At 57.6% G+C, this 24,342-nt stretch carries 23 protein-coding genes; 12 read left to right on the top strand and 11 right to left on the bottom strand.

Features of this window, described 5'->3' with window-relative positions:
- Nucleotides 1-10 precede the first annotated feature (10 nt).
- Together DA792_RS09650 and DA792_RS09645 are read right to left on the bottom strand one after the other, a co-directional pair.
- Nucleotides 11-997 carry a thiamine pyrophosphate-dependent dehydrogenase E1 component subunit alpha gene (locus DA792_RS09650; protein ID WP_254679667.1) on the bottom strand — a complete coding sequence of 329 codons (987 nt, stop codon included), beginning with the start codon at nucleotides 995-997 and terminating at the stop codon, nucleotides 11-13.
- A 421-nt stretch (nucleotides 998-1,418) separates the two neighbouring features.
- The gene (locus DA792_RS09645) at nucleotides 1,419-1,685 is read right to left on the bottom strand and encodes a hypothetical protein (protein WP_107719756.1); all 267 of its coding nucleotides are present in this window, start codon (nucleotides 1,683-1,685) and stop codon (nucleotides 1,419-1,421) included.
- Between the two features lie 286 nt (nucleotides 1,686-1,971).
- On the opposite strand from DA792_RS09645, the gene DA792_RS09640 reads away from it, so the two are divergent.
- Nucleotides 1,972-2,763 (top strand): helix-turn-helix domain-containing protein, encoded by a 792-nt coding sequence (locus DA792_RS09640; protein ID WP_107719755.1) that lies wholly within the window; start codon nucleotides 1,972-1,974, stop codon nucleotides 2,761-2,763.
- Between the two features lie 223 nt (nucleotides 2,764-2,986).
- A complete protein-coding gene (locus DA792_RS09635; protein WP_107719754.1) occupies nucleotides 2,987-4,213 on the top strand; it encodes an autotransporter outer membrane beta-barrel domain-containing protein in 1,227 nt (408 codons plus the stop codon).
- 74 nt (nucleotides 4,214-4,287) lie between these two features.
- On the opposite strand, the gene ilvN is transcribed toward DA792_RS09635, so the two are convergent.
- From ilvN to DA792_RS09600, 7 genes are all read right to left on the bottom strand, one after another.
- A complete protein-coding gene (gene ilvN / locus DA792_RS09630) occupies nucleotides 4,288-4,854 on the bottom strand; it encodes an acetolactate synthase small subunit (protein WP_107719753.1) in 567 nt (188 codons plus the stop codon).
- Nucleotides 4,855-4,866: 12 nt separating this feature from the next.
- Complete coding sequence (locus DA792_RS09625) at nucleotides 4,867-5,154, bottom strand: hypothetical protein (protein ID WP_107719752.1); 288 nt, start codon at nucleotides 5,152-5,154, stop codon at nucleotides 4,867-4,869.
- A 16-nt stretch (nucleotides 5,155-5,170) separates the two neighbouring features.
- On the bottom strand, nucleotides 5,171-6,919 hold the full coding sequence (locus DA792_RS09620) for an acetolactate synthase 3 large subunit (protein ID WP_107719751.1): 1,749 nt from the start codon (nucleotides 6,917-6,919) through the stop codon (nucleotides 5,171-5,173).
- 330 nt (nucleotides 6,920-7,249) lie between these two features.
- Complete coding sequence (locus tag DA792_RS09615; protein WP_107719750.1) at nucleotides 7,250-7,999, bottom strand: DUF4239 domain-containing protein; 750 nt, start codon at nucleotides 7,997-7,999, stop codon at nucleotides 7,250-7,252.
- A gap of 118 nt (nucleotides 8,000-8,117) precedes the next feature.
- Nucleotides 8,118-8,699 (bottom strand): YbjN domain-containing protein, encoded by a 582-nt coding sequence (locus DA792_RS09610; protein WP_107719749.1) that lies wholly within the window; start codon nucleotides 8,697-8,699, stop codon nucleotides 8,118-8,120.
- Nucleotides 8,700-8,847: 148 nt separating this feature from the next.
- Entirely contained in the window at nucleotides 8,848-9,885 is a 1,038-nt protein-coding gene (locus DA792_RS09605; protein WP_107719748.1) for a zinc-dependent alcohol dehydrogenase family protein, read from the bottom strand.
- Between the two features lie 293 nt (nucleotides 9,886-10,178).
- Nucleotides 10,179-11,189, bottom strand: a complete 1,011-nt coding sequence (locus DA792_RS09600; RefSeq protein WP_107719747.1) for an AraC family transcriptional regulator — start codon at nucleotides 11,187-11,189, stop codon at nucleotides 10,179-10,181.
- Between the two features lie 368 nt (nucleotides 11,190-11,557).
- Here DA792_RS09600 and DA792_RS09595 point away from each other — a divergent pair, with 368 nt between their 5' ends.
- From DA792_RS09595 to DA792_RS09570, 6 genes are all read left to right on the top strand, one after another.
- Nucleotides 11,558-13,438: a PhoX family protein gene (locus DA792_RS09595; RefSeq protein ID WP_107719746.1), complete on the top strand. Its 1,881-nt coding sequence runs from the start codon at nucleotides 11,558-11,560 to the stop codon at nucleotides 13,436-13,438.
- Between the two features lie 146 nt (nucleotides 13,439-13,584).
- Nucleotides 13,585-14,064, top strand: a complete 480-nt coding sequence (locus DA792_RS09590; RefSeq protein WP_107719745.1) for a hypothetical protein — start codon at nucleotides 13,585-13,587, stop codon at nucleotides 14,062-14,064.
- A gap of 218 nt (nucleotides 14,065-14,282) precedes the next feature.
- Entirely contained in the window at nucleotides 14,283-15,374 is a 1,092-nt protein-coding gene (locus DA792_RS09585; RefSeq protein WP_107719744.1) for a TRAP transporter substrate-binding protein, read from the top strand.
- Nucleotides 15,375-15,537: 163 nt separating this feature from the next.
- Nucleotides 15,538-15,828, top strand: coding sequence for an ArsR/SmtB family transcription factor (locus tag DA792_RS09580; RefSeq protein ID WP_199908148.1), 291 nt, complete (start codon nucleotides 15,538-15,540; stop codon nucleotides 15,826-15,828).
- Complete coding sequence (locus DA792_RS09575; protein WP_107719743.1) at nucleotides 15,825-16,886, top strand: permease; 1,062 nt, start codon at nucleotides 15,825-15,827, stop codon at nucleotides 16,884-16,886. The genes DA792_RS09580 and DA792_RS09575 overlap by 4 nt, the downstream gene beginning before the upstream one ends.
- A 26-nt stretch (nucleotides 16,887-16,912) precedes the next feature.
- Entirely contained in the window at nucleotides 16,913-17,149 is a 237-nt protein-coding gene (locus tag DA792_RS09570) for a thioredoxin family protein (protein WP_107719742.1), read from the top strand.
- Nucleotides 17,150-17,168: 19 nt separating this feature from the next.
- Here DA792_RS09570 and DA792_RS09565 read toward each other — a convergent pair whose 3' ends face one another.
- Nucleotides 17,169-17,816, bottom strand: a complete 648-nt coding sequence (locus DA792_RS09565) for a response regulator transcription factor (RefSeq protein WP_107719741.1) — start codon at nucleotides 17,814-17,816, stop codon at nucleotides 17,169-17,171.
- 10 nt (nucleotides 17,817-17,826) lie between these two features.
- On the bottom strand, nucleotides 17,827-19,236 hold the full coding sequence (locus DA792_RS09560) for a cache domain-containing protein (RefSeq protein WP_107719740.1): 1,410 nt from the start codon (nucleotides 19,234-19,236) through the stop codon (nucleotides 17,827-17,829).
- 358 nt (nucleotides 19,237-19,594) lie between these two features.
- Between DA792_RS09560 and DA792_RS09555 the strand changes: the two genes are divergently transcribed.
- The 4 genes from DA792_RS09555 (at nucleotide 19,595) to DA792_RS09540 (ending at nucleotide 24,336) form a co-directional block, all read left to right on the top strand.
- On the top strand, nucleotides 19,595-20,689 hold the full coding sequence (locus DA792_RS09555) for a TRAP transporter substrate-binding protein (protein WP_107719739.1): 1,095 nt from the start codon (nucleotides 19,595-19,597) through the stop codon (nucleotides 20,687-20,689).
- Between the two features lie 158 nt (nucleotides 20,690-20,847).
- Nucleotides 20,848-21,777, top strand: coding sequence for a TRAP transporter small permease subunit (locus DA792_RS09550; protein WP_107719738.1), 930 nt, complete (start codon nucleotides 20,848-20,850; stop codon nucleotides 21,775-21,777).
- 1 nt (nucleotide 21,778) lies between these two features.
- A complete protein-coding gene (locus DA792_RS22520; protein WP_107719737.1) occupies nucleotides 21,779-21,967 on the top strand; it encodes a hypothetical protein in 189 nt (62 codons plus the stop codon).
- 14 nt (nucleotides 21,968-21,981) lie between these two features.
- Nucleotides 21,982-24,336: a TRAP transporter large permease gene (locus DA792_RS09540; protein ID WP_107719736.1), complete on the top strand. Its 2,355-nt coding sequence runs from the start codon at nucleotides 21,982-21,984 to the stop codon at nucleotides 24,334-24,336.
- Nucleotides 24,337-24,342 lie beyond the last annotated feature (6 nt).

Here is a 24,342-nt window from a genome sequence, read left to right as displayed (position 1 = left end):
CCCTCTGCGATCAGGCAAATACAGCCGTCATCGCGTCTTCCGGTTTCGGATCGGCGCTTTCGCGGGCAAAGCGGATCGCCTCGTCCACTGCGGCCTGCGCACGGGTTTCGAGCGCCTCAAGCTCCGCCTCGTCAAAGGTGCCATCTGCCAGTAATTTGGCGCGCAGGGTTGGGATTGGGTCTTTTGCAAACAGCCCATCCTTTTCGCCCTTGGGTCGATACCCTTCGGCATCGCCCATGAAATGCCCGGCCAGACGATAGGTCTCGATTTCGATCAAAGTCGGGCCTTCGCCGCGCCGTGCCCGTGCAATCGCTTCGCCCGCCACCTCGTAAATCTTCAGCGGGTCGTTGCCGGGGATGAAATGACCGGGAATGCCATAAGCCGCCGCCCGATCGGAGTTGCGCTGAATGGCGGTTGAGGCCTCTTTCGACACCGAGATGCCCCAGGCGTTGTCTTCGATGACCACGACCATGGGCAATTTCCAGACGGCGGCCAGGTTCATCGCTTCGTGAAACGCGCCTTGGTTGGCTGCGCCTTCGCCAATAAAGGCCACGGCCACACCCGGCTTACCTTGGATTTGGCGCGAGAGGGCCGCGCCCGCTGCCGGTCCCATGCCTTGCGCGATGATGCCGGAACAGGCGAAATTCACATCCGCGTCAAAGATGTGCATATGGCCACCGCGTCCGCCGGACAGGCCTGTGGCCTTGCCAAAGATTTCGGCCGCCATTCTGTTGAGATCGACGCCCTTGGCGATGGCCTGATGGTGGGGGCGATGGGTTGCGGTGACCACGTCAGCAGGGTGGAGGTGGGCACAAACGCCGACGGCGACGGGTTCCTGACCATCTGACAGGTGCATCTCACCCGGAATGGGGCCGTTCGCCATGTTGAAAACCGGCGTTTTGCCCTCCATGTAAATTTTCTCGATGGCGTTTTCGAACCGACGGCTGGTCACCATCTTTTCGTACATCCACGCCAAGGTGTCTTTTTCTGGCTGCATTGTCTTCTCCTCCTTGTCGAAGGAAAAGTGGCGCGCGCATCCCGTCGTGAGTAGCGCTTTTTGTCAAAGCGAGGGCGCGGCGGCGAAACTGTCTCATATCCTGGCCGCTGAGACACCTATCCGAACACTGATGTGCAAAGAGCCGTGGGGAGGGAGCGGTGAACATGGCCGTGCCGGGCGTTTGGCGTGGCGGCACATTCAACCAAGGCGCCAGAATCATACGACGGTAGGTGCGGGCATAAGGCCGGGACAGACCGGCGGCCCCGCGGATCATAAGCTGTGAGGGCTCAGGGCGATCAAAGGCTAAAAAATCAGTCAGCGCCGTCGCGGGGAAGATCGCGGGGCCAGATTGAGGCGCTGTACAATGCCTCAATGATGGGCCTCAATGATGGGCCGAAATGAATGGGCCGTGTGGGGGAGGTTATGCGGCTGTGACAGCGTCGGCCCACTCACGCAAATGAGTGGCAATTTCGGGGGCGGCATAGCGTTGGATCGGCATCAACTGATCGCAAATGCGCATGCCGTTCTCATAGCGTGTCTTGATTGAAACCATTGTTCCGGTTTCGGGCATTGAAAAAACCCCGACGAGACTGTCCAGTCCAGAGGCATAGGCCAGATCTCCATGATCGCTACACCAAATGACGGCTGTATGTGCCTCGGGATCGGACCAAAGAACGATTCCGTCCATAATTGAAACCTTTTGAATACATGGCATCTACTGAGCATATGTTGATAGCATGAGCAGAAAGCGCAGAACATTCGGGTTTATGTGTCATGAATTTAATCTTCTGACGCTGGTTGGCGTCAAGCTGGCCGCAGAACCTAAATTTTTACACAAATTTGTATCAACCACTCCCATACTTGCGCATACTCTGTGACATCGGGGCGGTTTTCATTTGATACAAGGTCTTTGTAAAGCTCCGAAACGCAGGCCGCTTTGGTCTTGGCAGCAGCATGCGAACAGGGGGGGCGACGTGAAACAGGATGTATCTCCTGCGCAGTTGAGGCGTGTTTTCGGCGAAAACTTAACACGCCTGTCGGAGCGCGCGACCTCTGTCTCACAACTGTGTCGCGACCTTGGCATCAATCGCACGCAATTCAATCGCTATCTCAAAGCGGAAGCGTTCCCGCGGCCGGATATATTGTATCGCATTTGTCAGTATTTTGACGTGGATGCGCGGATCTTGTTGGAGCCTTTGGATGGCATCAAGTCGCAGACTCAAAAAGGGTCCGCGGTGCGCGAACTCTCAGGGTTTTTGGGCGGATTGAGCGCGGGGTTGATTTCGCCTGCGGCGCTGCCGGACGGGCCTTATTTGCATTATCGGGTGTCCTATTTTGACGAAGGCGCGTTGAGTTGTCATTTGTTTACGCTGAAACGCGATGAGGTTGGCGTGATGCAAATCTCGGGTTTTATCTCGCGCGTCGCCAGCGAAAGGGTCGGCTTCGGCAAAACGATGCCAATGCGTCGCTATCGTGGCATCGTGTTTCGTCAAATGCTTGGATTTTCTTTTATTTCGGCGATGGACCGTGTGCCATTGATGAACCTTGGCGGGTTTGAACCAAATTATCTTGGCAATCCGAGGTTCCTGTTCGGCAGCGCCATTTCGACCCAAGACGTGCGAGCGCCTTCGCCCTTGCTGTTGGAACGTCTTGAACCAAGTTTGGCGATGATGATCCGGCGGCGACATGACATTGGCATTCATCCGCGTGGGAATTATCCAGCTTTGGTGCGCGGATATTTCGACAAACATGCGCCGATGAGGTAAGCAACATGGTCTATTTTGGCACAGACACAGCAGGGCCATAACGCCTATTGTGCGTGGTTTGTCCATTTGTGATCTCAAAATGCCACATAAAATTATAGATTTTCCACTGATTGCGCTCGCATTGTCATAGCGCATACGCCGCGTCGCTGAACAGGTGTAATATTCGCATATGGGAATAAGATGAGTCCCGCATGGGGTTCAGGTCATGCGATAGGGGGATGCGATGTCGTTTTTTCGAACTTTGGCACTGAGTACAGGGATCGTCGTGGGAGCGGTTGCTGGCGCGCAGGCCAGTCAGCTTTACACCTGTGAAGAGGCGACAAATGTCGGCTTCTACGGGGATTTCGTTTACCATTTTGATTTGAAGCGTGGCGACGCCATCACTGTGGTCGAGGCCATGGAGCGCTTAAATATCAATGTGCAAGCCGCATACAGTTTGGCGGTGACCTCACCGGAGGGGGCGTATCAAACGACCTTGCCACATACCTATGTCGCGCAGTCGGATGGGGAGGTGACGCTCAGTGTCACCTTTGCGCCATTGGAGGCGGTGCCACGTGGCACGACCAGCTTGCGCGCCAGTGCAAGCTGTGTTCCGGGGGCCGGGCTTGACGCTGGCGCAGGGGCCAACTTGGGGCGGATCATGGGCACAACCCAAAACCTCGCCATGCACAATGCCCTTGATGGGGTGGCCCAGAACCGGTTTGGCGGCCATGCCAATACGGTCGCTGTTAGCCGTCAGGGCGGGTTCGCCACAGGCGCGATCGAGGGGACAGGCCTGACTGTTTGGGGCTATGCCGAAGGTCGTAGCTATTGGGGCGACGACGATGGGGCCTCTTATGATCTGGTGATCGGTGCCGACCGGATGATGTCTGACACGCTGTTTGTCGGCGCGATGCTGGGCTATACTAAAATTGACGTGGATGGCAGTGACGATACCGGCAAGGCGCTGGCATATGGGCCGTATTTTGGGCTTGAGACCGGCACGCTTCGCCTTGATGGTTTCCTGACCTATGCCCGGCCTGAGTATGAAGTCGGGGGTGAAAGTTTCACCGCCAATCGTCGCGCCCTTGGTCTGGCGGTGTCGGGGGACGTCCCTCTGGCCTCTGGCATCTTATCGCCCTTTGGTCGTTTGACCGCCTTTGACGAACGTCAGCGCGCCTATGGCACGGTTGCCGCCGAGCATATCCAAAACGCCCGCCTGTCGTTGGGGGCGCGGATGGAATTTGCCGAGGTGAACGGCATGACCCCGTATCTCAGCGGCGCGGTTGAGGCGGTGAGCCAAAAGACCCGCGCCGAGGGCAGCAGCAGCTTTGTTGCGCCGCGGATCGGGGTTGGTTTTGACAGCGAAATGGCCAATGGCATGACGCTTTCGGTTGATGTGGATGCGGGCAAACAGGCCGAAGGCACGTATGACGCCGGGCTGCGGATTGGTCTGTCCAAATCCTTCTGACGCGGTCCTGATTATCATAGAAAAAGGGCCCTCTTGGGGGCCCTTTTTGTGTCTTTTTCGTCGCTAAGAGGGGCTTAGTCTTTGCCGCCCCGGCCCAAAGCCGCCACGCCGGTGCGCGCGGTTTCGATCAGGCCCAGCGGACGCATCAGCTCGGCAAAGGCGTCGATTTTTTCCGAGGTGCCGGTCATTTCAAACACAAAGCTCTCCAAGGTGCTGTCGACCACATTGGCGCGGAAAATTTCGGCCAGACGCAGCGCTTCGATGCGTTTGTCGCCTGTCCCATGCACCTTAAACAGCGCCAATTCGCGCTCGATCGACGGGCCTTCGACGGTCAGGTCATGGACATCATGAACCGGCACGATGCGCCCGACCTGCGCTTTGATTTGTTCGATCACATCGCGGGTGCCGGTGGTGACAATGGTGATCCGGGACAGGTGACCCGCGTGATCGACCTCGGCCACGGTCAGGCTTTCGATGTTATAGCCGCGGCCTGAAAACAACCCAACCACGCGCGCTAAAACGCCCGCTTCGTTGTCGACCAAAACGGCCAGTGTGTGTTTTTCAATCACCTCGGCGTGGTAGTCGCGAAGGTCATAGGCGGAATGGCTGGTGGAGCCTTGTTGGATGCGTAGAGCAGACATGTGTTCTCTCCCTTAGCCCGCGCAATTGAGCGTGGCATCGAATGTGTTGATCTCACCGCGTTTCACCAGCGTGCGCACGGCACAGCCGGAAGCGGTTTCAATGGCGGCACGGGCGGCCTCTTCGAGCTTGGCAAAATTAAGCCGCCCCGTGTGATAATTTCTGGCCACGGCGGTGTCGCCCGTGACCGCAACGGCAAATGTGAACCCGTCTTGCGAGACCTCGGTGGCCTCATTCGACAGGCACCCCGCAAGACCCCATGTCGCCACCAGGAGGGCGAGGGCCGTGCGGAGTGTTTTCATCAGCCGTTTCATCGGGTTACACCAAAACCGCGCCGTCGGACATGATCGCGCCCTCGGTCGAGGCCTCGCCCATCAGCATCTCGTTATGCGCTTTGCCTGACGGGATCATCGGGAAACAGTTTTCGTGTTTCTCAACGAGGCAATCAAAGATCACCGGGCCATCGTGGTTCAGCATCTCCATGATCGCGTCATCGAGATCGGCAGGGTCGGAACAGCGGATACCTTTGGCGCCAAAGGCTTCGGCCAATTTTACGAAATCCGGCAGGCTTTCGGACCAGGACGAGCTATAGCGTTCGCCGTGCAGCAATTGTTGCCACTGGCGCACCATGCCAAGGCGTTCGTTGTTGAGGATGAACTGTTTGACGGGCGCGCGGTATTGCATTGCGGTGCCCATTTCTTGCATGTTCATCAACCACGACGCCTCACCTGCGACGTTGATCACAAGGCTCTCAGGATGCGCCAATTGCACCCCGATGGAGGCCGGAAAACCATAGCCCATCGTGCCCAAGCCGCCCGACGTCATCCAGCGGTTCGGATCTTCAAAGCCCAAGAATTGCGCCGCCCACATTTGGTGCTGGCCAACTTCCGTGGTGATATAACGGTCCATGTCCTTGGTCAGCGCTTCGAGACGCTGGAGGGCATATTGCGGTTTGATCACCGTGTCGGATTGTTTGTAGCTCAGGCAACGCACCTCACGCCACGCGTCGATTTGTTCCCACCAGGCTTTGGTGTTGGCGGTCTTGCGGCCGCGCGATTTCCAGACCTTCAACACGTCTTCCAAAACATGGCCAACATCGCCCAGAACCGGCAGGTCCACGCGGATGACCTTGTTGATCGAAGAGGGATCAATGTCGATGTGGATCTTTTTGGAATTCGGGGAGAAATCCTGAATCCGTCCGGTGATCCGGTCATCAAAGCGGGCACCGATGTTGATCATCAGATCACAGCCATGCATCGCCATGTTGGCCTCGTAGAGACCGTGCATCCCGAGCATCCCCAGCCAGTTTTTGCCCGACGCCGGGTAGGCACCCAAACCCATCAAGGTGGAGGTGATCGGAAAGCCCGTGGCCTCGACCAATTCGCGCAAGAGCTGCGAGGCGGCCGGGCCGGAGTTGATCACGCCTCCGCCAGTGTAAAAGATCGGACGCTCTGCTTTTTCAAGCATTTGGACGATGTTGTTGATGTCCTCGATCGAGGCTTTCACCTTAGGCTGGTAATGGCTGACCTTGGCTTTTGCCGGGCCAACATAGGTGCCTTCGGCAAACTGAACATCCTTCGGCAAGTCAATCAGCACCGGACCCGGACGGCCCGATGTGGCGACGTGGAACGCCTGATGGATGGTCTCGGCCAGTTTGTCGGTGTCTTTGACCAACCAGTTGTGTTTGGTGCAGGGCCGGGTGATGCCGATCGTGTCGGCCTCTTGGAAACCGTCGGTGCCGATCATAAAGGTCGGAACCTGACCGGAGAACACGATCAAGGGGATGCTGTCCAAGAGCGCATCAGTCAACCCGGTGACGGCATTGGTCGCGCCGGGGCCAGAGGTCACCAGTGCGACGCCAGGTTTGCCGGTCGAGCGGGCATAGCCTTCGGCGGCATGGATGGCGGCTTGTTCATGGCGCACCAGGATGTGTTTGATGTCGTTTTGCTGAAAAATCGCATCATAGACGGGTAGGACCGCGCCCCCCGGATAGCCAAATACTGTGTCCACACCCTGATCCTTCAGGGCTTGAACCACCATGTCCGCTCCGGTCATTTGACGTGTCATCTTACTCTCCGTCTCACGTATGTAATGTCATCGTTTAGGCAATAAAAAAGCCCCCGTTTTGGCGGGGGCGCATGGGAACCTATATGGTCAACCGTCACCGGCCCATGCGCTGTTGTCCTACTACTACAAGAATGCCGGTCATGGCTTGGATCCTTTCAGGGGTCCTTTATTGCTGCAGCGGACATTATTTCTGCGCGCAGGGGGCGTCAACTACAAAACTTCAGGTTTCGCGAATAAAATGTCGTGTGCGAGGTGTTGTGCGTAATAATGTTAATCCTGCTGACCTATTCTTTGGGGCGTAGCCGGGGCATAGACCGCGCCAGATCGGCTTTATTCGATCTTGGCGATATCCGCGCGCAGTTCAAAAAACAAACGCGGTTTGAGCGCCGCAGGGTCACTGAATGGGTTGGACATGGCGTAGATGGTGAACAAAATGAACCCGGTGTAGGCGGAGAAAATCGACAAGAGGATGACATTGTCGCGCGTGGGAGCGAAGGTGTAATAGCCCGCAGAGACCATGACGACGCCAACAATGGCCGCAATCCAGAACAGCACATTCAGCCCGGTTTTGGCCTGATATTCACGCATGTCCCGGTTTTCGGCAATCGCGTGGATTTTATCCAACATATTGTCGCGTAGGGCATCTTGGCGGGGGGAGGCAGGCGTCAGGTCGAGGATGGCGGTATACGCGTCGTCCCACGCGACCCAGGCCGATCCTGACAAATCTCCGGTCCGCCCGAGGCTGTTCCATTCTTCGGTTGGAATATGGTCAAGATACGCCCGCATGGCGATGCGGATCGCTTCGGTCCCCTCACCATAGCGCATCGAGTCAAAATAGATGTCGCTGATGGCGTTGACCTCGGAGGCGCTTTCAAAAGACAGTTGGTTGTATTCGACCACCTCGGAGGCAAAGACGAGGGCGAGCACAAGCCCGTGCAAAGCCGAAACGCGAAACACGACCGAGGCCGCCAAATCCTGTGTGCGCGAGTTTGGCGCGCGCGACATCAGGACCCGCATCAGCGTGTAGATTGCGAACACGGCCGCAACGGTTGCGAAAACAATTCCGATTGAGATGAGCACGGGGGGTACGGACCTCGTCGCCAGGTATGACGAGTAAAGGCTAGCCAGATGTGAGGGCGTAAGCAAGTGAGACGAGGATAGGGCGCGTTTAAGGGGCAGGTGTCAGTGACACATCCGGTCACAAATCCTGTGAGGGGTCCATTGGTGCCGGTGTGGGGGCGCCTTTAAACTCGTCATGGGTGTCGGGGTCAAAATAACCCTCACCGTCGGACAAAATCTCCCGCCACCAATCAATCGTGTCATCAAAGGTGTCGCGTGGCAGCCCGCCCATCAGGCTAAAGGAATAGTCAAACACCAAATCACCATCCGCATCGACCGAGGCTTTGCCAAAGCGGTACTCGTAGTTGAAATCGTTCACCTCGGAGAGATCGGTGATGTAGTCTGCGCCATCGAAAAAGGCGGAAAACGTGGCGCTTTTGCAATTGGTTGTCCCGTCGCAATCGTAGAAAAAGAGGCTGTATTTTTTTCCGTCGATCCGACCGCGAAACATTGCGATGCCTTCGCGATCTGTGTCGCGCTCGACTGAGCCAAAGCCTTTGAGCAAGGATTCGATTTCATCCAATGTGCTGAAATCCAACATCTGATCTGCACTGGCGGGAGCGGGGGACAAAACCCAAAGCGCCGCGCCAAAGGCAAGGCCATGCGACAGCGCCTGCAGAGACTGAGGGAGGGACGGAAAAAATGCGGCGCATTTAGGCATGAGCAAAAAGCCTCTTGGATAAAATCATTGCAATCTTAACCGGGGCTCTCGGGGGCTTGCAAGATGGGCCGGCGATGCGTCGCACCTGTTGCACCCCGTGTGCACCCCGCCGGAACGTTTCGGTCCCGGCGGGGGCGTTTCATGACAATCAGGCGGTGAGGATGATTTTCATCGCCTTTTCACGCGCGGCGTTGCCAAAGACCTCATAGGCTTCGATGATCTCATCCAGTTTGAACCGGTGTGTCACCAACCGACCCGGATTGACCTTGCCGGTGCCCAGCGTTTTCAACAACATCGGCGTGGTGTTGGTGCTGACCAGACCCATCGAGATGTTGATGTTCTTGATCCAAAGGTCTTCGATATGCAGCTCGACCGAGGTGCCATGCACGCCGACATTGGCAATGTTGCCACCGGCGGAGACGATTTTTTGGCAAATATCAAATGTCGCAGGCACGCCCACGGCTTCGATGGCCACATCGACGCCAAGACCGCCGGTCATCTCCATGATCTTTGCAATCGCATCTTCACTGCCGACATGGATCGTATCGGTCGCACCGAATTCTTTGGCCAATTCCAACCGCGCCGGGTCCATGTCGACCATGATGATCCGACCGGGCGAATAGAATTGCGCGGTCAACAGAACCGACATGCCAACCGGGCCTGCGCCGATGATGGCGATGGTGTCGCCGGGTTTGACGTTGCCATATTGCACGCCAATCTCAAGCCCGGTGGGCATGATGTCAGAGAGCATCACCAGCGCCTCTTCGTCGGCACCTGCCGGGATCGGGTAGAGCGAATTGTCGCCATGCGGGATGCGGACATATTCGGCCTGTGTGCCGTCGATTTTGTGACCCAAGATCCAGCCGCCATCCGAGCAATGGGCGTAAAGCTGACGCTTACAATTGGCGCATTTACCGCATGAGGTGACGCAAGAGATCAACACCGCGTCGCCGGGTTTGAAATTTTGCACGGCGGAGCCGACCGCCTCAACAATGCCCACGCCTTCGTGGCCAAGGGTGCGGCCCGGGGTCACGGCGGGCACATCGCCTTTTAGAATGTGCAAATCGGTGCCGCAGATCGTGGTCTTGGTCACTTTGACGATCACGTCGGTGGGTTTTTCGATGCCGGGTTTGTCTTTTTCGGTCCAAACTTTCTCGCCTGGGCCTTGATATACGAGTGCTTTCATCTGTGTTTCTCCTCCAGAAGTCTACGACACTGTCGTTACGTGAGACGAGCGAACGTCTATGCGCGGCTCGTGTCGGACAGGAGCCTAGCTGGACTGAGAGCGAAGAGTAGACCGCAGTATACCTAGGCCTGATCCATTTCGGAAATCCCTGTTCGACATCGGAAGCGGACTGCGCCGCAGTGCCGAAACGGGCTGGTCTGGGAGGAAGGTTGCGTTATAGTATAACGCCTCGATCTGTACAAACACTGCGCCTTAGGGCACGGACTCAGGACTGGGCACAGATGGGGGCAGACTCAGGTGCGGCGATTGCGCAGCGTGTTGGCCGGGGTTTCCCCGAACCGTTTGCGGTAGAGCGCGGTCATCGCCCCAAGGTTCACATAGCCCCGCGTGCGGGCAATGCTGGTCACGGTCTCGCCGGGCTGGGCCAGTTGTAGCGCCCGGCGCAACCCATCCAGCCGTTGGGCCGTCAGGAACTCATGTGGGGTGATACCGCGAAACCGCCGAAACCCGTCCGACAGGCTGCGCGCGGTGATGCCAAGCTGGGCAGCGACCTCGCCAATCGTGGGGGCATGGGCGGCGGTGTCTTGCATCAACCGTTCGGCTTCGCGGACATAATGCGGCGCGGCAGCGCGTGCACCTGTGTCCAAATTGAGCCCGGCACAATCCGCCCAATTGCGCAACAGATCGAGACAGAGGGTTTCTTCGATGCGCCGTTCGATGAACGTATCCGCAATGCCGTCATGTTTGGCATCAAGGGTGCGGGTGGCGTACTCCAAAAGCGACAACCACGCCGATTGCCCGGCGCCAAAGATCAACCGGCTTTGCCAAAGATCATCCTCGGGCACAAAACCGTACCAACGCGCGGCGGTTTCCTCCATCAGCGCATGAGGAATGGTCAGGTTAAGCTGTAAATCATTGCCATCGGCAAGGTTCCAATAGCTCGTGCGGCTGCAATCGACGACATAGCTGTCGCCCGGGCGGGTATCGACGGCGTCATTGCCATTGAGCGGATGACGCACCGAACCGCGCAGCGTGTTGACGACAATGATATTGCCGGAACTCGGGTCAAAATCATCAGTCTTTGTCGGCGTGCCAAAACAAAAGCGGCTAAAGGTGATCTGCCCGATTTTGAGATTTCGGATGGTGGCATTTGGGTCCATGCCGCGGGTGAGAGGGCGGGTCGATAAGGGCATATAGGTCTGAGCGCAAAACGCGTTTACCACCGACCAGTCGCGGGTTGTGGTCAACTTATCTTGCAACAAAGGCGCGCCGCGCCGATCCTCCAAAAGAGCCGTTTCCAACATGCCGGATCCTCCCAGTCCTGCGATGTCACGGGCGCTGCCATTGGGGTGACCCTGATGGGCACCGATCCCGTGTCATATCCGTGTCTTGGGCAAATTGTGCCGAAAGCCGGACCCTGCGGCAAGAACAATCCATGTGCAATGTGTTGAATAGAAGGGGCGGGCAGGGCGGGGGATGGTCCGTTTGGCACGGCTGCGGCGGGCGCTGCTGCCGTAAGGTCAAGGTGCGGTTTCATCATTTTGTCGTCTGGCTGTCATCGCTTTGTTGCCCAATGGCGGCACCTGTGGCCCGGATGCGAGCGCGGGGGCATCTTTGACGCCCCAAGACGTTTGCGCAGATAAAAGCAACATTGACTGCACTGGAGCCAGAGATGAAAAATCAAGATATCACCGAACTGTCGTGGGACGAGTTTGACGAGATGCGTGATCCGCGCCCTGAGGCCAACGGCTTTGACGCCGTGGTCGAACGCGCTGTTTCGCGTCGTGGGTTCTTGGGCGGTGCACTGGCCTTTGGGTCGGGCGCTTTGGCCATGGGCGCAGGTCTTTTGTCCTCCACCACTGCATCGCGCGCCGAAGGCATGGGCTTTGCCTTTAACCCGATCGACATCGCGACCGACCACAATATCCATGTGCCTGAGGGCTATCAGTGGAAAGTGCTCGCACGTTGGGGCGATGCGTTGTTCTCGGACGCACAAGACGCCTATTCCCCGGACACCGGCGTTGACGTCTCGAAATCTGATCGCGTCTTTGGTGAAAACACCGATGGCATGGAGCTGTTCACCGATGGCGACAAACAGATCATCACTGTGAACTCCGAATATGTGAACCCGAAAATCAACCTGCCTGCCGCCTCCGACGGCATGCCGCAAAATGCCGACGAAGTCATGTTGCTGAAAAACATGCAGGGCGTGACCGTCATGGAAGTGGCTGACACGGGCAACGGCTATGAGATCGTTGTGGACAGCCCCTACAACCGCCGCATCACCCATGAAACCGTCATGACCATGGACGGTCCTGCGGCCGGGTCCGATCTGGTGAAAACCAATGCCGATCCTGAGGGCATGTCCCCCAAAGGCACGATGAACAACTGTGGCTCGGGCAAGACGCTTTGGGGCACTTACCTGACCTGCGAAGAGAACTTTAACGGCTATTTCGGTGCCACTGGCGAATATGATGTCACCGACGAATTCCAACGCTACGGCATCGGTGGCGAAGGCCGCTACGCCTATGAAAAATTCGATCCGCGTTACGATCTCTCGAAAGAGCCGAATGAACCGCATCGTCATGGCTGGGTCACCGAGATCAACCCGCTTGATCCGAACTCGACCCCGATCAAACACACCGCTTTGGGTCGTTTCAAACACGAAAACGCCGAAATGGTACAGGCCGCCGATGGCCGTGTTGTGGTCTATATGGGCGATGATGAGCGCGGCGAATTCATCTATAAATTCGTCTCCAACGGTGTGTATGTTGAGGGTGGCTCGACCGAAGGTCTACTGTCTGACGGCACGCTCTATGTCGCCAAATTCAACGACGATATGTCGGGCGAATGGTTGGCTTTGACCCCGGACACCACCGGCATGTCGATCGAAGACATCCTTGTTTTCTCCCGCATGGCAGGCTCCAAAGTCGGCGCGACCACGATGGATCGCCCGGAATGGATCGCCGCACACCCGTCCAAGGCCGAGGCCTATTGCGCCCTGACCAACAACAAAAACCGGGGCGTGAAACCGAACGCCGGTGGCGACGACACCCCGGTCGGTGGCCCGAACCCGCGTGAAAGCAACAATTTTGGTCAAATCGTGCGCTGGATGCCTGCGGGCGCGGATCACGGTGCAGATGCGTTCACATGGGATCTCTACGTCATGGCCGGCAACCCGAATGTCTATGACAACGCCTATGCCGGGTCCAAAAACGTCACGGCGGGCAACATGTTCAATTCGCCCGATGGCATGGCCTTCTCCTCGGATGGCTACCTCTGGATCCAGACCGATGGCGACGACAGCAACGAAGGCGAGTTCGAAGGCCAGGGCAACAACCAGATGCTGATCGGCAACACCGAAACCGGCGACATCGGCCGGTTCCTCACCGCGCCGAACGGCGCTGAGGTCACGGGCCTGTGCTGGTCTGCGGACAAAAAGGTCGCTTTCGTCGGCATCCAACACCCGGGCGGCTCCTGGCCGGACGGTGCGGGCAAACCGCGCTCTTCGGTGATTGCCGTGTGGCGCGAAGACGGCGCGCTGATCGGGTAAACCGGGTCCTCTAGGGTATCAGGCCTAGGATCGAAAGGGGTGCGGCGAAAACCGCGCCCCTTATTTTTTGGAACACAAGGTTTCTGTATGGATAAAGCGCGCGGGGTTATGACATTTAGGTGCAGATAGAAAGGGACCGTTTAAAAATGAAAAGATTTGTCACTTTGGTCATGACCGCGCTCCTTCTGAGCGGCTGTTATACGAATCCCGGAGATGCAGCGAAAAAGCGCTACGCCCGGACCCAAAACGCCACACTGCAAAATGCGGCCTTCCAAAATGCACGTCAGGTTCAAGTCGATGGTTTGACCTTCAATGTCGCCGTGGTTGACGGCTCTTACTCTGCTGGTCTGACACAGATAAATGGTCGCCTCGGGGATTACGAAACAGCGGTGGCTTTTCGAGAAGGCACGTATGGTCTGGTCGAATTGGTGACCCCTACGACAGCCTCTTATGGCGCATCACAGGTGGAGGCTGCTGCGCGCCGTGTAACCGGCTGTCAGGCAAAATTCTCCATGGGAGTTCTTGCCTTTGTTGGGGGAGGTGACGCAGCCACGATGGATCTTCAGGCTCTCAGTAAAAAGGTGGATAGCAAACTGCGCGGATGGCGGGTGGAACTGTCGTGCTGAAACTGAGATGACGTTGGGTGTCTGCCTCTGATCTTAAAAGGTCTTGAAGGCGGGCGAATATACCCCTCCGCAATAATCCATCCCCCCTTCTGCATTCCCGCGCAACATTCGCGCAAAATGTCGCGGTCCGCCCTCTTCAATCTTTCGATCCGCCTTTGTAGGTTGCCCGCGATTTGACGCGGGGCGTTTCCCCCGCGCGCCTTTTGGAGGATACACCTATGGATCGTCGTTCTTTTCTGAAAACCTCTGCGCTGGGCGGGGCGTCCGCCGCCGCCGCCGGTCTGGCTGCTCCGGCTGTGGCCCAGGGCGCGCCGCGCACCCTGACCATGGTGTGTTCCTGGCCGCGGGGCCTTGCGGGGGTGTGGGATGCGGTCGAACGTTTCGTCGACAACGTTCAAACCATGTCGGGTGGCTCGTTGGTGATCGACGCACGTGCGGCGGGCGAGCTTGTTGGCGGGCTTGAGGTGTTTGACGCCGTGACCGCCGGTCAGGCCGATATGTATCACGCCGCAGACTATTATTTCACCGGTCAGCACCCGGCGTTTGCCTATTACACCACAGCGCCTTTCGGCATGACCGCGCCGGAAATGATGAGCTGGTATTACGGCATGGGCGGCAAGGATTTGCACCAACAACTGGGCGATGTCTTTGGCTTGCACACCTCGATTGCGGGCCAAACCGGCGCGCAAGGTGGCGGGTGGTTCCGTAAGGAAATCAAATCGGTTGCCGATTTTCAGGGTTTGAAATTCCGCATGCCGGGTCTGGGCGGCGAAGTGGTCGGCAAACTCGGCGCCTCGGTTCAAGTGATGGCGGCGGGCGAGATTTACCAAGCACTTTCCTCAGGCGCATTGGACGGCACCGAATGGGTCGGGCCGTGGTCGGACGAAAAACTCGGCCTGCAAGAGGTCTGTCAGTTCTTCTATCCGGCGGGCTTTCACGAGCCGGGCTCCGCGCTGTCGGTCAACACCAACCTTGAGGTGTTTGACAGCCTCAGCCCCGCCGAGCAGCGCATTCTCGACGTGGCCGCTGCCGAATGTCATCAGTTCGACTACGCCTTGTTCATCGCCAACAACGGCCCGGCGCTGGGGCGGTTGATCAGCGGCGGCACCCAGATCAAGGAATTCTCCGACGATGTTTGGGACGCTTACGGCGCGGCCTCGAAAGAGGTGTTGGACCAATATATGGATGATGAGATTTTCGCAGAAACCCGCGCGGCTTATGAAACCGCGATGGGTGAGATTTCGGGTTGGACGGGGCGCTCGGACAGCGTTTACACCGCCCAACGCAACCGGGTTTTGGGTCTGCTTTAACCCGCTTGATCCATTCTGAGACGATGAGCGCGCAACCCTTTGTGGCTGCGCGTTTTTTGTGTCTGAGAGGCCGGTCTGAATGCGGATTTGGATGTCCTGATGTGATCCAGATCAAGGTGAGGGGCGACTGGATATGCGCTTATGCGCATAAAGGAGTGCCTATATGATTCTGCCCATCCTCTCAGCCCTCGCCGACCCCACTCGCCTTGAGGCGATGCGCCTGTTGTCGGACGGTGGCGAACACTGTGTCTGCGAATTGATGCGGGGGATCGGGGCGACGCAAAGCCGGATGTCGCGGCATATGCAGGTGCTCAAACAAGCGGGACTGGTTTTGGATCGGCGCGATGCGCAATGGGTGCGCTACCGTGTCAACCCGGAGCTGTCGCCCGAAGTCAGGGCGGTTCTGGATGCGGTGTGCCACGCCGCGCAGACCGCGCAAAGGAGTGCAGCATGAGCACAGATTTCACACACCCGTCTCCTCCGTTACGGCCAGATTGGCTTTGGCATCTTGGCGTGGCGGGGTTTGTCGCACTGTGGTGGATGCTCTACCATCAACTCGCCCCACTGGCCGAGTGGATCACGGGCCTGTTGCCGGTGGCGCGTCACAGCCACACCGGCGAAGCCATCGCGTTTTTCCTCTATGATGTGCCGAAAGTGATGATGCTTTTGACGCTCATCGTCTTTGTCATGGGCGTGGTGCGCAGCTTTTTCTCGCCGGAGAAAACCCGTGCGCTTCTGTCCGGCAAACGCGAGGGCGTGGGCAATATCTTTTCGGCGGGCCTTGGTATTTTGACGCCGTTTTGCTCCTGCTCTGCTGTGCCGCTGTTCATCGGCTTCGTGTCCGCAGGCGTGCCTTTGGGCGTGACCTTTTCCTTCCTGATCGCCGCGCCGATGGTCAATGAGGTGGCGCTGGTGCTGCTGTTTGGCTTGGTCGGCTGGCAAGTGGCGGCGACCTATTTGGCCTTTGGGTTGGGCATTGCCATTGTCGCCGGGTTTGTCATCGGTAAATTGCACCTTGAAGGCTGGTTGCAGGATTGGGTGCGCGACATTCATTCTGGCGCGTCCGCCCCGACCCAGATCGAGGGCGAGACCATGACGATGATCGAACGTTACCGGGCTGGGACCCAAGCCGTGCGGGAGATTTTCGGCAAGGTCTGGGTCTGGATTTTATTGGGCATCGCGATGGGCGCGTTGATCCATGGCTATGTGCCCGAAGATTTCATGGTGAAAATCATGGGGGCCGAGGCGTGGTGGTCCGTGCCCGCCGCCGTGTTGATGGGCATTCCGATGTACACCAATGCCGCCGGGGTGATCCCAATTGTCGAGGCCTTACTGGGCAAAGGCGCGGCTCTTGGCACTGTTTTGGCCTTTATGATGAGCGTCATCGCGCTCTCATTGCCTGAAATGATCATTCTCAAACAGGTGCTGACCTATCGCCTGATCGCCGTCTTCATCGGCATCGTTGGCAGCGGTATTTTGGCCGTTGGGGTCCTTTTCAATCTGATTTTCTAAGCTGATCTTCTGAAAGGAGACATCTGATGACATCCGTAAAAGTCTATGGGCCCGGCTGCAAACGCTGTGAAACCACGGTCGATATGGTTCGCGACGCGGCGGCCAAATTGGGCCTTGAGGTCGAGGTCGAAAAAGTCACCGACCCGAAATCCATCGCCATGGCCGGGGTCATGTCGACGCCCGGGATTGCGGTTGATGGCAAACTGGTCCATGCGGGCGGATTGCCGGACAAGGCCAAACTTGAGGGCTGGTTGTCGGCCTGACGACCGGGGAGATGGCCCTTTAAAACCGGCCCGTGCCCTGCAACACACCATGCTCCATCGCGTAGCGGGTCAGCCCCGCGGTGGAGGAAATACCCAGTTTGCGTTTGATGTTTTTGCGGTGGGTTTCGACCGTGCGCACGGAAATGTCGAGCGCAAGCGCCACGTCTTTGTTGGATTTGCCCTGGGCCAGTTCCAACAGGATGGTTTGTTCGCGGTCGGTCAACGGTTCCCGCCCGTCGCGGATTTTCGTCGGTTTGATCGCCGCCTGCGCCCCGGTGCAAAGGTATTTCTCACCGTTCATCACCGTATCAATCGCCTCTTTCACGTCCTCGGTCGGCACGTCTTTGAGGACATATCCCATCGCGCCATGCGACAGTGCCGCGCCGATATATTCGGGGCCATCATGCATGGTGAGGATCAGGATGCGGGTTTCGGGGCGGCGTTCCAGCAACAGTTCGGTCGCGGTCAACCCGCCCATGCAAGGCATGTTGAGATCAAGTAAAATCACATCGGGCGCCAGATCCATCACCTGATCGACCGCTTCCTGACCATTACACAGCGTGCCGACCACATCGAGATCGTCAAAGGTTTCCAAAAGTGCGCGGATGCCTTCGGCAACCATCGGATGATCATCGACAATCAAAACGCGGGTCTGTGTGTTGGTCATCGTGCGCTTCCTACTGGGGCAGGGGACGGCTGGATCCTGCGGGCGTCAGAATATGCTTGAGCGGCACGGTGGCGTCAATGGCTGTGCCGGGCGAGAGTGGAAAGATCGTAAGCGTGCCACCCAGTTGTTCCATCCGCTCAGCCATATTGCGCAGGCCCAGCCCACGTCCGGCTTTGCCGCGCTCCGCCATGTCAAAACCGATACCGTTGTCCGAAATCAACAAGGTCGCCCCGGTACGATGCCCGGCCAATTTGATTGTGACCTCTGTGGCCTCGGCATGGCGTTCGATGTTGGTCAGCGCCTCTTGGGCGATGCGGAACAGGGCGATGCGCGCCTCTTCGTCCAAGCGGTTGCGGAACACTACGGTTTCCAATTCGGTTTTGATGCCAGTGCGGGTTTGGAACTCTTCCGTCAGGGCCTTGAGCGCAGGCCCCAGTCCCAGATCGTCCAAGACGCCGGGGCGCAGATCGCGCGAGATGCGGCGCACTTCGGTGATTGCCCCGCCCAACATCTCGACACCGCGATCCAAACTGTTGGGGGCTTTCGGGTCGTCCTTGGCCAATTGCCGCCGTGCCAATTCCAATGCATAGCGCACGCCGACCAAAATCTGACTGATCCCGTCATGCAATTCGCGCGCCACCCGGCCGCGTTCTTCTTCTTGGGTGTCGAAAATGCGCTGGGTCAGCTGTTTGAGTTTGGCATCGGCCAAACGGCGTTCGCGGATGGTGATCGTGACGCCCGACATGAACACCAAAAGCGTGGCGGCCATGGTGATTGCGCCGATATAGACAAAGGTGCGGCGGATGCGGGATTCGACCTCGGCGCGTGCGGCGGCAACCGAGGTCAACACATCGTCAATGAACACGCCGGTGCCAATTGCCCATTGCCAGTCCTGTAGCCCGACCACGTAGCTGATCATTTGTGCCTCTTCCCCGGTCGAGGGTTTCGGCCAAAGATAGCTGTGATAGCCGCCGCCTTGTTGCGCCAAAGTGATGAGTTCATCGACCACCGGCGTGCCGATACTGTCGGCCAATCCACTCCAGTTTTGAGTGATCAACCGTGTGTCGCGGGGGGCAACAAGATTGGTGCCATTATAGTCATAGACAAAGAAATAGCCGTCGATGCCATAGGTCATGGCCGACAGAATTTGCGTGACTTTGAGCTTGGCCTCTTCGTCGTCGGGCGGCGCGGGATTGTATTCTGCGGTGATGGCGGCGCGCGCCAATTGCAGGTAGTTTTGCAATTCCTGCCGCTTGGCCGAAATCAGTTGCGCCTCCAGTTCGGAAATCTCGTGATCCGCCATGTTGCGCGATTGATCCGCCACCAAAACGGCAATCGCTGCCACCGCCATCAACAACGGCAGGGTGGCCAGCAAAAACAATTTGCGCGCATAGGTGAGTTCGGGGATCAGGCGGGGCATTGAGAAGCGAGAGATCCTAAGAGGGGCCAAGAGGGCGGGGTGTCATGCAACGAATCAAAGGATAGCGGGGCGAGGGGACAGGTCAATGATCTGGCGGCCTTCTCGGAGGAGCCGCACGAAAATTGCGCTGAACCGGCAATGTCGCGTCACAAAACCACCTTAGCTGCGTAGAGTTGGGTATTTAAACCCCGTAGTGACAGCGTTAACGTCGCCAAACAAGCTTGGTTCGGTTTCGGTCGGACCCGGGGTGCGAGGGGGTTACACGGGGGAGTTTCGCGGTCAGCCGCGACAGCCGAACTTGGTGCTGCCGAATGCCCCATTACCATTTGCCATAGACCATTTTGGGAGGAAACCATCTATGGATCGTCGTTCTTTTTTGAAAACTTCTGCTCTTGGGGGCGCATCCGCCGCCGCAGCCGCAACACTGGCCGCGCCGATGTATGCACAGGGCAAACGCACGCTGACCATGGTCACCACATGGCCGCGCGGTTTGGCCGGTGTGTGGGATTCCGTTGAGCGCATTGCAGCCTCTGTCACGGCGCTGACCGATGGCGCGGTGACGATCGAACCGAAAGCCGCGGGCGAGCTCGTGGGCGGTCTCGAAGTGTTTGACGCCGTGACCGCAGGTCAGGCCGACATGTACCACGGTGCCGATTACTATTTCACCGGCCAACACCCGGCCTGGGCCTATTTCACCACCGTGCCTTTTGGCATGACCGCACCGGAAATGATGGTGTGGTACTACGGCATGGGCGGCATGGATTTGCACAGCAAGCTGGGCGAAATCTTTGGTCTTAAACCGTTTATCGCCGGTCAAACCGGCGCGCAGGGTGGCGGTTGGTTCCGCAAAGAGATCAAATCCGCCTCTGACTTCCAAGGTCTGAAATTCCGTATGCCGGGCCTGGGTGGCCAGGCTTTGTCCGAACTTGGCGCTTCTGTTCAGGTGCTTCCGGGCGGTGAGATTTACCAAGCGCTGTCCTCTGGCGCGCTCGATGGCACCGAATGGATCGGCCCGTGGTCGGATGAGAAACTCGGCCTGCAAGAGGTCTGTGATTTCTACTACCCCGCCGGGTTCCACGAGCCGGGTGCGGCGCTGTCCGTTGTCACCAACCTCGAAGTGTTCGAAAGCCTGACCCCGTCGCAGCAAAAAGCCATCGAAATCGCCTGTGGCGAAGGTCATCAGCACAATTACGCGCTGTTCATGGCCAACAACGGTCCGGCGCTTCAGCGTCTGATTTCTGCGGGCGTGCAGGTCAAAGAATTCTCCGACGATGTCTGGGATGCGTATGGCGCGGCCTCCAAAACCGTTCTCGACGGTTATATGAGTGACGAGCTTTTTGCCGAAGTCCGCACCTCCGCTGAGGCCGCAATGGCGTCCACGTCCGGTTGGTCTGGCCGCTCTGACAGCGCCTATACCGCTCAGCGTGACCGCGTTTTGGCGAACCTCAAGTAAGCCATCGCATTGCAAAAAAAAAGGAAATGCGCGCGGGTTTCGCGCGCATTTTCCGGCTTGAGACATTGCCGCTGGGGCGTGGCAGGTATAAGGCACCGCCCAGACGCATTTAGAAAAGAGCGGATCGCATCAGCCGGTCCGAAAAGGGGACAGCAACCATGGAAGAGCAGGCCAGCACATCTTTCTTTGGCGCGGTGTTCGACGGGCTTTTGGCCCTTGTCGTCAATCTCGGCCTTGGATTTTGGCACATCATTCAGGCCGTGACCCATCCGGGCGCATGGCTGGATTGGTCGAATAAAGAAAGCCTGTTGCGCTTTGTTTATTTTGGGGGGTCCAAAGAATTTTTGTTTGTTTTCCTCGACATCATCATCGTTATCAGCCTGATCGGCTTTTTCCACCGCCCGTTTATGTGGGGGCTGGTGCGCGGGCTTGAGAAAATCACCAACACGGTTGGTCGTCTGGCGGCTTGGGCCGGTCTTTTGATGGTGCTGCAACAGATTATGGTGGTTTTCCTTCAGTCGATTTTTCGATTGGGCGAAATCACCATCGCGCCGTTTGGTGCGGGGTTCACCCAGTCGGTCGGCTGGTTTTCCGAGAGCTTGAAATTTGAAAATGCCCTCGTCGTCGCGCTCTGCGTTTCCTACGCTTTCGTGCAGGGCAGCCATGTGCGCGTCGATTTGGTTTACGCGGGTGTGTCGCATCGGGCGAAACGGGTGATCGACATGTTCGGCTCGCTGTTTTTCATGCTGCCAGTGGCGTTTTTGACATGGATGTACGCGTGGTTCTTCCTCTGGCGGCACCTGATCACGCCGAAAGTCTCAGCCTCTGACAAGCTTGAGTTGATGCTGCGCAAAGCGCGGATCGTGAAATGGAATGTCGAAACGGTGTCGTTTTCGGCGAACGGGTTTAACGGCTATTTCCTGTTTAAAATCTTGATGCTGTGTTTCATCAGCCTGGTGATCATTCAGGCGTTGGCGTTTTTCTATCGCTCCTACCTCGAATTCCTTGAGGGCGAAGACGCGGCTGGCAAATATCTTGACCGAGACACGCTTGGCGCGGGCGAAGAAGCCTTTGAGGGCACGCACTAATATGGAGCATTTTCAGGACAAGTGGGCACCGGTTTTCCGGTCCGAAAATGCGACCAACACACTGGAGCATTTTCAGGACAAGTGGGCACCGGTTTTCCGGTCCGAAAATGCGACCAACACACTGGAGCATTTTCAGGAAAAGTGGGCACCGGTTTTCCGGTCCGAAAATGCGACCAACACAGAAGACTAAGAGGGATCAAAGACATGCTTTTCGGACTTGATGGCGTAGAAATCGGCCTCATCATCGTGTTCCTCTGTCTGTTCAGTGGAATTCTCACAGGCTTCCCGGTGGCCTTTGCCATCGGCGGGGCGGGGTTGTTGTCCTTTGGCATTATCGCCGCCTTGGATGGTGCTGGGATTTTGGTGCACCAAGCGCTTGATACCGGCTCACAGGCCTATCGCGATCTGGTCAATTCCGGGGTCAACCCGGTCACCATCTCGCATTTCAGATATCCAGATTTGCCCACCTATATGGAGCCATTGTTTCCGGGCGGTTGGGAACAAGCGGTCGATCGCAACCTGTCCTTTATCGTCAACCGGATGAATGAACGCGTCTTTGCGGGCGCGTCGATTGAAACGCTTTTGGCGGTGCTGATGTTCGTGATGATGGGCATCGTTTTGGAACGGTCCAAAATCGCCAACGATCTGTTGACCACCATGGCGCGGGTTTTCGGCCCGATCCCTGGTGGTTTGGCGGTCTCCGTGGTCATCGTTGGCGCCTTCCTCGCCGCTTCGACGGGCATCGTGGGCGCGACCGTTGTGACCATGGGGCTTTTATCATTGCCGACCATGTTGCGGCATAATTATTCGCCAGAGCTTGCCACCGGCGTCATCGCGGCTTCGGGCACTTTGGGGCAGATCATTCCGCCCTCCATCGTGATCGTTTTGCTCGGCACGCTCGCGGGCGATCTCTATTCGGCCGCCCAAGAGGCGCGGGCACAGGCGGTGGGGTGTACTGACGCGTTGACCTATCTCGGCAAGCCGGCGGTTGTGTCTGTTGGCACCCTGTTTCAGGCGGCGATGTTGCCGGGGATTTTCTTGGCCTTCCTCTATGCGCTGTACGCCTTTGGCTATGCGCTTTTGAACCCGCATAAAGCCCCGCCCGTGCATCTGTCGCACACCAGCCATGACACCATCACCCGCCGTGAAGGTCTGTTGTGGTTCTTGGCGATCCCGGTGATTTTGATCGGCGGCGCGATTGTTTTTGGTCAGGTCGGGATTGCGGGCAATCAATCGGTTTTGGTCAAGGAATACACTGACGCGGGCGCGCGCGCTTCGCTGCGCACCAATGTGTCGGAGCAATGTGAGGCGGCGATGATCGAGCTGCATGGGCAAGAGGCGTGGACCACCGCCGTGTCTGAGCAGGCCGCGATTGAAGCCTCTGGTGGCGCTGTGGAAAGTGTTCAGCGCTCCCCGGAAGAGATCGAACGGCTGACCGCCATTGCGGTGGACTCTGCGCCGAAACTTGGCAAGGGCTTGCTCACTGTGATGGTGCTTTTGAGCGTTGTCTTGGCCTTTGGCCGCGGTGTTGCACCCTCCGCCGATCCGCGTCCTTTGCTGATTGGTGCGGTTGGGATCGCGGGTATTTTGGCGATGGACGCCTTGTTTGTCAGTCCGCTGACCTCCTCGGGCACGGCCGTTGTCTATTACCTGATCCCGGCGCTGTTTATGGCCTATGGCCTGAAAGCGGCGGCGGCACGATTGGGCAAAAACGAGTTGTTCCGCGTGGTCTTCCCGCCGCTTGTGTTGATTGTGGCGGTGCTTGGCTCGATCTTGGGTGGGGTGACCAACCCGACACCTGCCGCAGGGCTTGGGGCCGGGGGCGCGATCCTTTTGGCCGCCTATCGCAAACTGTCCGATCACCATAAATCCGGCAAGATCATTTTGGGCGCGGCGTTTTCCGTCGTCATCATGATCCTGGTCGGGTCAAATTTTGACCTGCGTCTGGGCCGGGGCGATGTGCCGTTTGAGGATTGGGTGGCGTATATCGTTGCCCTCGTGGCTTTTTACTACGCGATGTTCGGCATTCTCTATGCCTGCTGGGTGTTGTGGGGCGATGGCACATTGGGGATCGTGGTGCGCGAAACCGCCAAGGTCACGTCGATGGTGTTTACCATTCTGATCGGCTCACAATTGCTGAACCTCGTGGTGATCTCGTTCGGCGGCGAACATTACATCCAAAGCTTCCTGCGCTCGTTTGACAATGAATTCACCGTCTTCCTTTTGGTCATGCTGGTGCTGTTCGTCTTGGGCTTTGTGTTGGATTTCCTGGAGATCATCTACATCGTTGTGCCCATCGTCGGCCCGGTGATCTACGGCGGCACGATGGACCCGAAATGGGTGACGATCATGATTGCGGTCAACCTTCAGACCTCCTTCCTGACGCCGCCCTTTGGCTTTGCGCTGTTCTACCTGCGCGGGGTGGCGCCGCCCTCTGTGACCACAGGGCACATCTATCGCGGGATCATTCCCTTTGTGCTCATTCAGGTTATCGGGCTTGGCATCCTCTGGGCCTTCCCTGATATCGTCACCATCGTGCCGAACCTGTTGTCGAAATAGAACCTT

The organism is Celeribacter baekdonensis (genome assembly GCF_003047105.1).
Lineage (GTDB): Bacteria > Pseudomonadota > Alphaproteobacteria > Rhodobacterales > Rhodobacteraceae > Celeribacter > Celeribacter baekdonensis_B.
Note: the sequence above shows the minus strand (reverse complement) of the source record. Positions and strands in the feature narration are given on the sequence as shown.

Bases quoted from the DNA above. Each gene is read 5' to 3' on its own strand.
- DA792_RS09650 (WP_254679667.1), bottom strand. From the start codon at position 997: ATGCAGCCAGAAAAAGACACCTTGGCGTGGATGTACGAAAAGATGGTG.
- DA792_RS09645 (WP_107719756.1), bottom strand. From the start codon at position 1,685: ATGGACGGAATCGTTCTTTGGTCCGATCCCGAGGCACATACAGCCGTC.
- DA792_RS09635 (WP_107719754.1), top strand. From the start codon at position 2,987: ATGTCGTTTTTTCGAACTTTGGCACTGAGTACAGGGATCGTCGTGGGA.
- ilvN (WP_107719753.1), bottom strand. From the start codon at position 4,854: ATGTCTGCTCTACGCATCCAACAAGGCTCCACCAGCCATTCCGCCTAT.
- DA792_RS09625 (WP_107719752.1), bottom strand. From the start codon at position 5,154: ATGAAAACACTCCGCACGGCCCTCGCCCTCCTGGTGGCGACATGGGGT.
- DA792_RS09620 (WP_107719751.1), bottom strand. From the start codon at position 6,919: ATGACACGTCAAATGACCGGAGCGGACATGGTGGTTCAAGCCCTGAAG.
- DA792_RS09610 (WP_107719749.1), bottom strand. From the start codon at position 8,699: ATGCCTAAATGCGCCGCATTTTTTCCGTCCCTCCCTCAGTCTCTGCAG.
- DA792_RS09605 (WP_107719748.1), bottom strand. From the start codon at position 9,885: ATGAAAGCACTCGTATATCAAGGCCCAGGCGAGAAAGTTTGGACCGAA.
- DA792_RS09600 (WP_107719747.1), bottom strand. From the start codon at position 11,189: ATGTTGGAAACGGCTCTTTTGGAGGATCGGCGCGGCGCGCCTTTGTTG.
- DA792_RS09595 (WP_107719746.1), top strand. From the start codon at position 11,558: ATGAAAAATCAAGATATCACCGAACTGTCGTGGGACGAGTTTGACGAG.
- DA792_RS09590 (WP_107719745.1), top strand. From the start codon at position 13,585: ATGAAAAGATTTGTCACTTTGGTCATGACCGCGCTCCTTCTGAGCGGC.
- DA792_RS09585 (WP_107719744.1), top strand. From the start codon at position 14,283: ATGGATCGTCGTTCTTTTCTGAAAACCTCTGCGCTGGGCGGGGCGTCC.
- DA792_RS09580 (WP_199908148.1), top strand. From the start codon at position 15,538: ATGATTCTGCCCATCCTCTCAGCCCTCGCCGACCCCACTCGCCTTGAG.
- DA792_RS09575 (WP_107719743.1), top strand. From the start codon at position 15,825: ATGAGCACAGATTTCACACACCCGTCTCCTCCGTTACGGCCAGATTGG.
- DA792_RS09570 (WP_107719742.1), top strand. From the start codon at position 16,913: ATGACATCCGTAAAAGTCTATGGGCCCGGCTGCAAACGCTGTGAAACC.
- DA792_RS09565 (WP_107719741.1), bottom strand. From the start codon at position 17,816: ATGACCAACACACAGACCCGCGTTTTGATTGTCGATGATCATCCGATG.
- DA792_RS09560 (WP_107719740.1), bottom strand. From the start codon at position 19,236: ATGCCCCGCCTGATCCCCGAACTCACCTATGCGCGCAAATTGTTTTTG.
- DA792_RS09555 (WP_107719739.1), top strand. From the start codon at position 19,595: ATGGATCGTCGTTCTTTTTTGAAAACTTCTGCTCTTGGGGGCGCATCC.
- DA792_RS09550 (WP_107719738.1), top strand. From the start codon at position 20,848: ATGGAAGAGCAGGCCAGCACATCTTTCTTTGGCGCGGTGTTCGACGGG.
- DA792_RS22520 (WP_107719737.1), top strand. From the start codon at position 21,779: ATGGAGCATTTTCAGGACAAGTGGGCACCGGTTTTCCGGTCCGAAAAT.
- DA792_RS09540 (WP_107719736.1), top strand. From the start codon at position 21,982: ATGCTTTTCGGACTTGATGGCGTAGAAATCGGCCTCATCATCGTGTTC.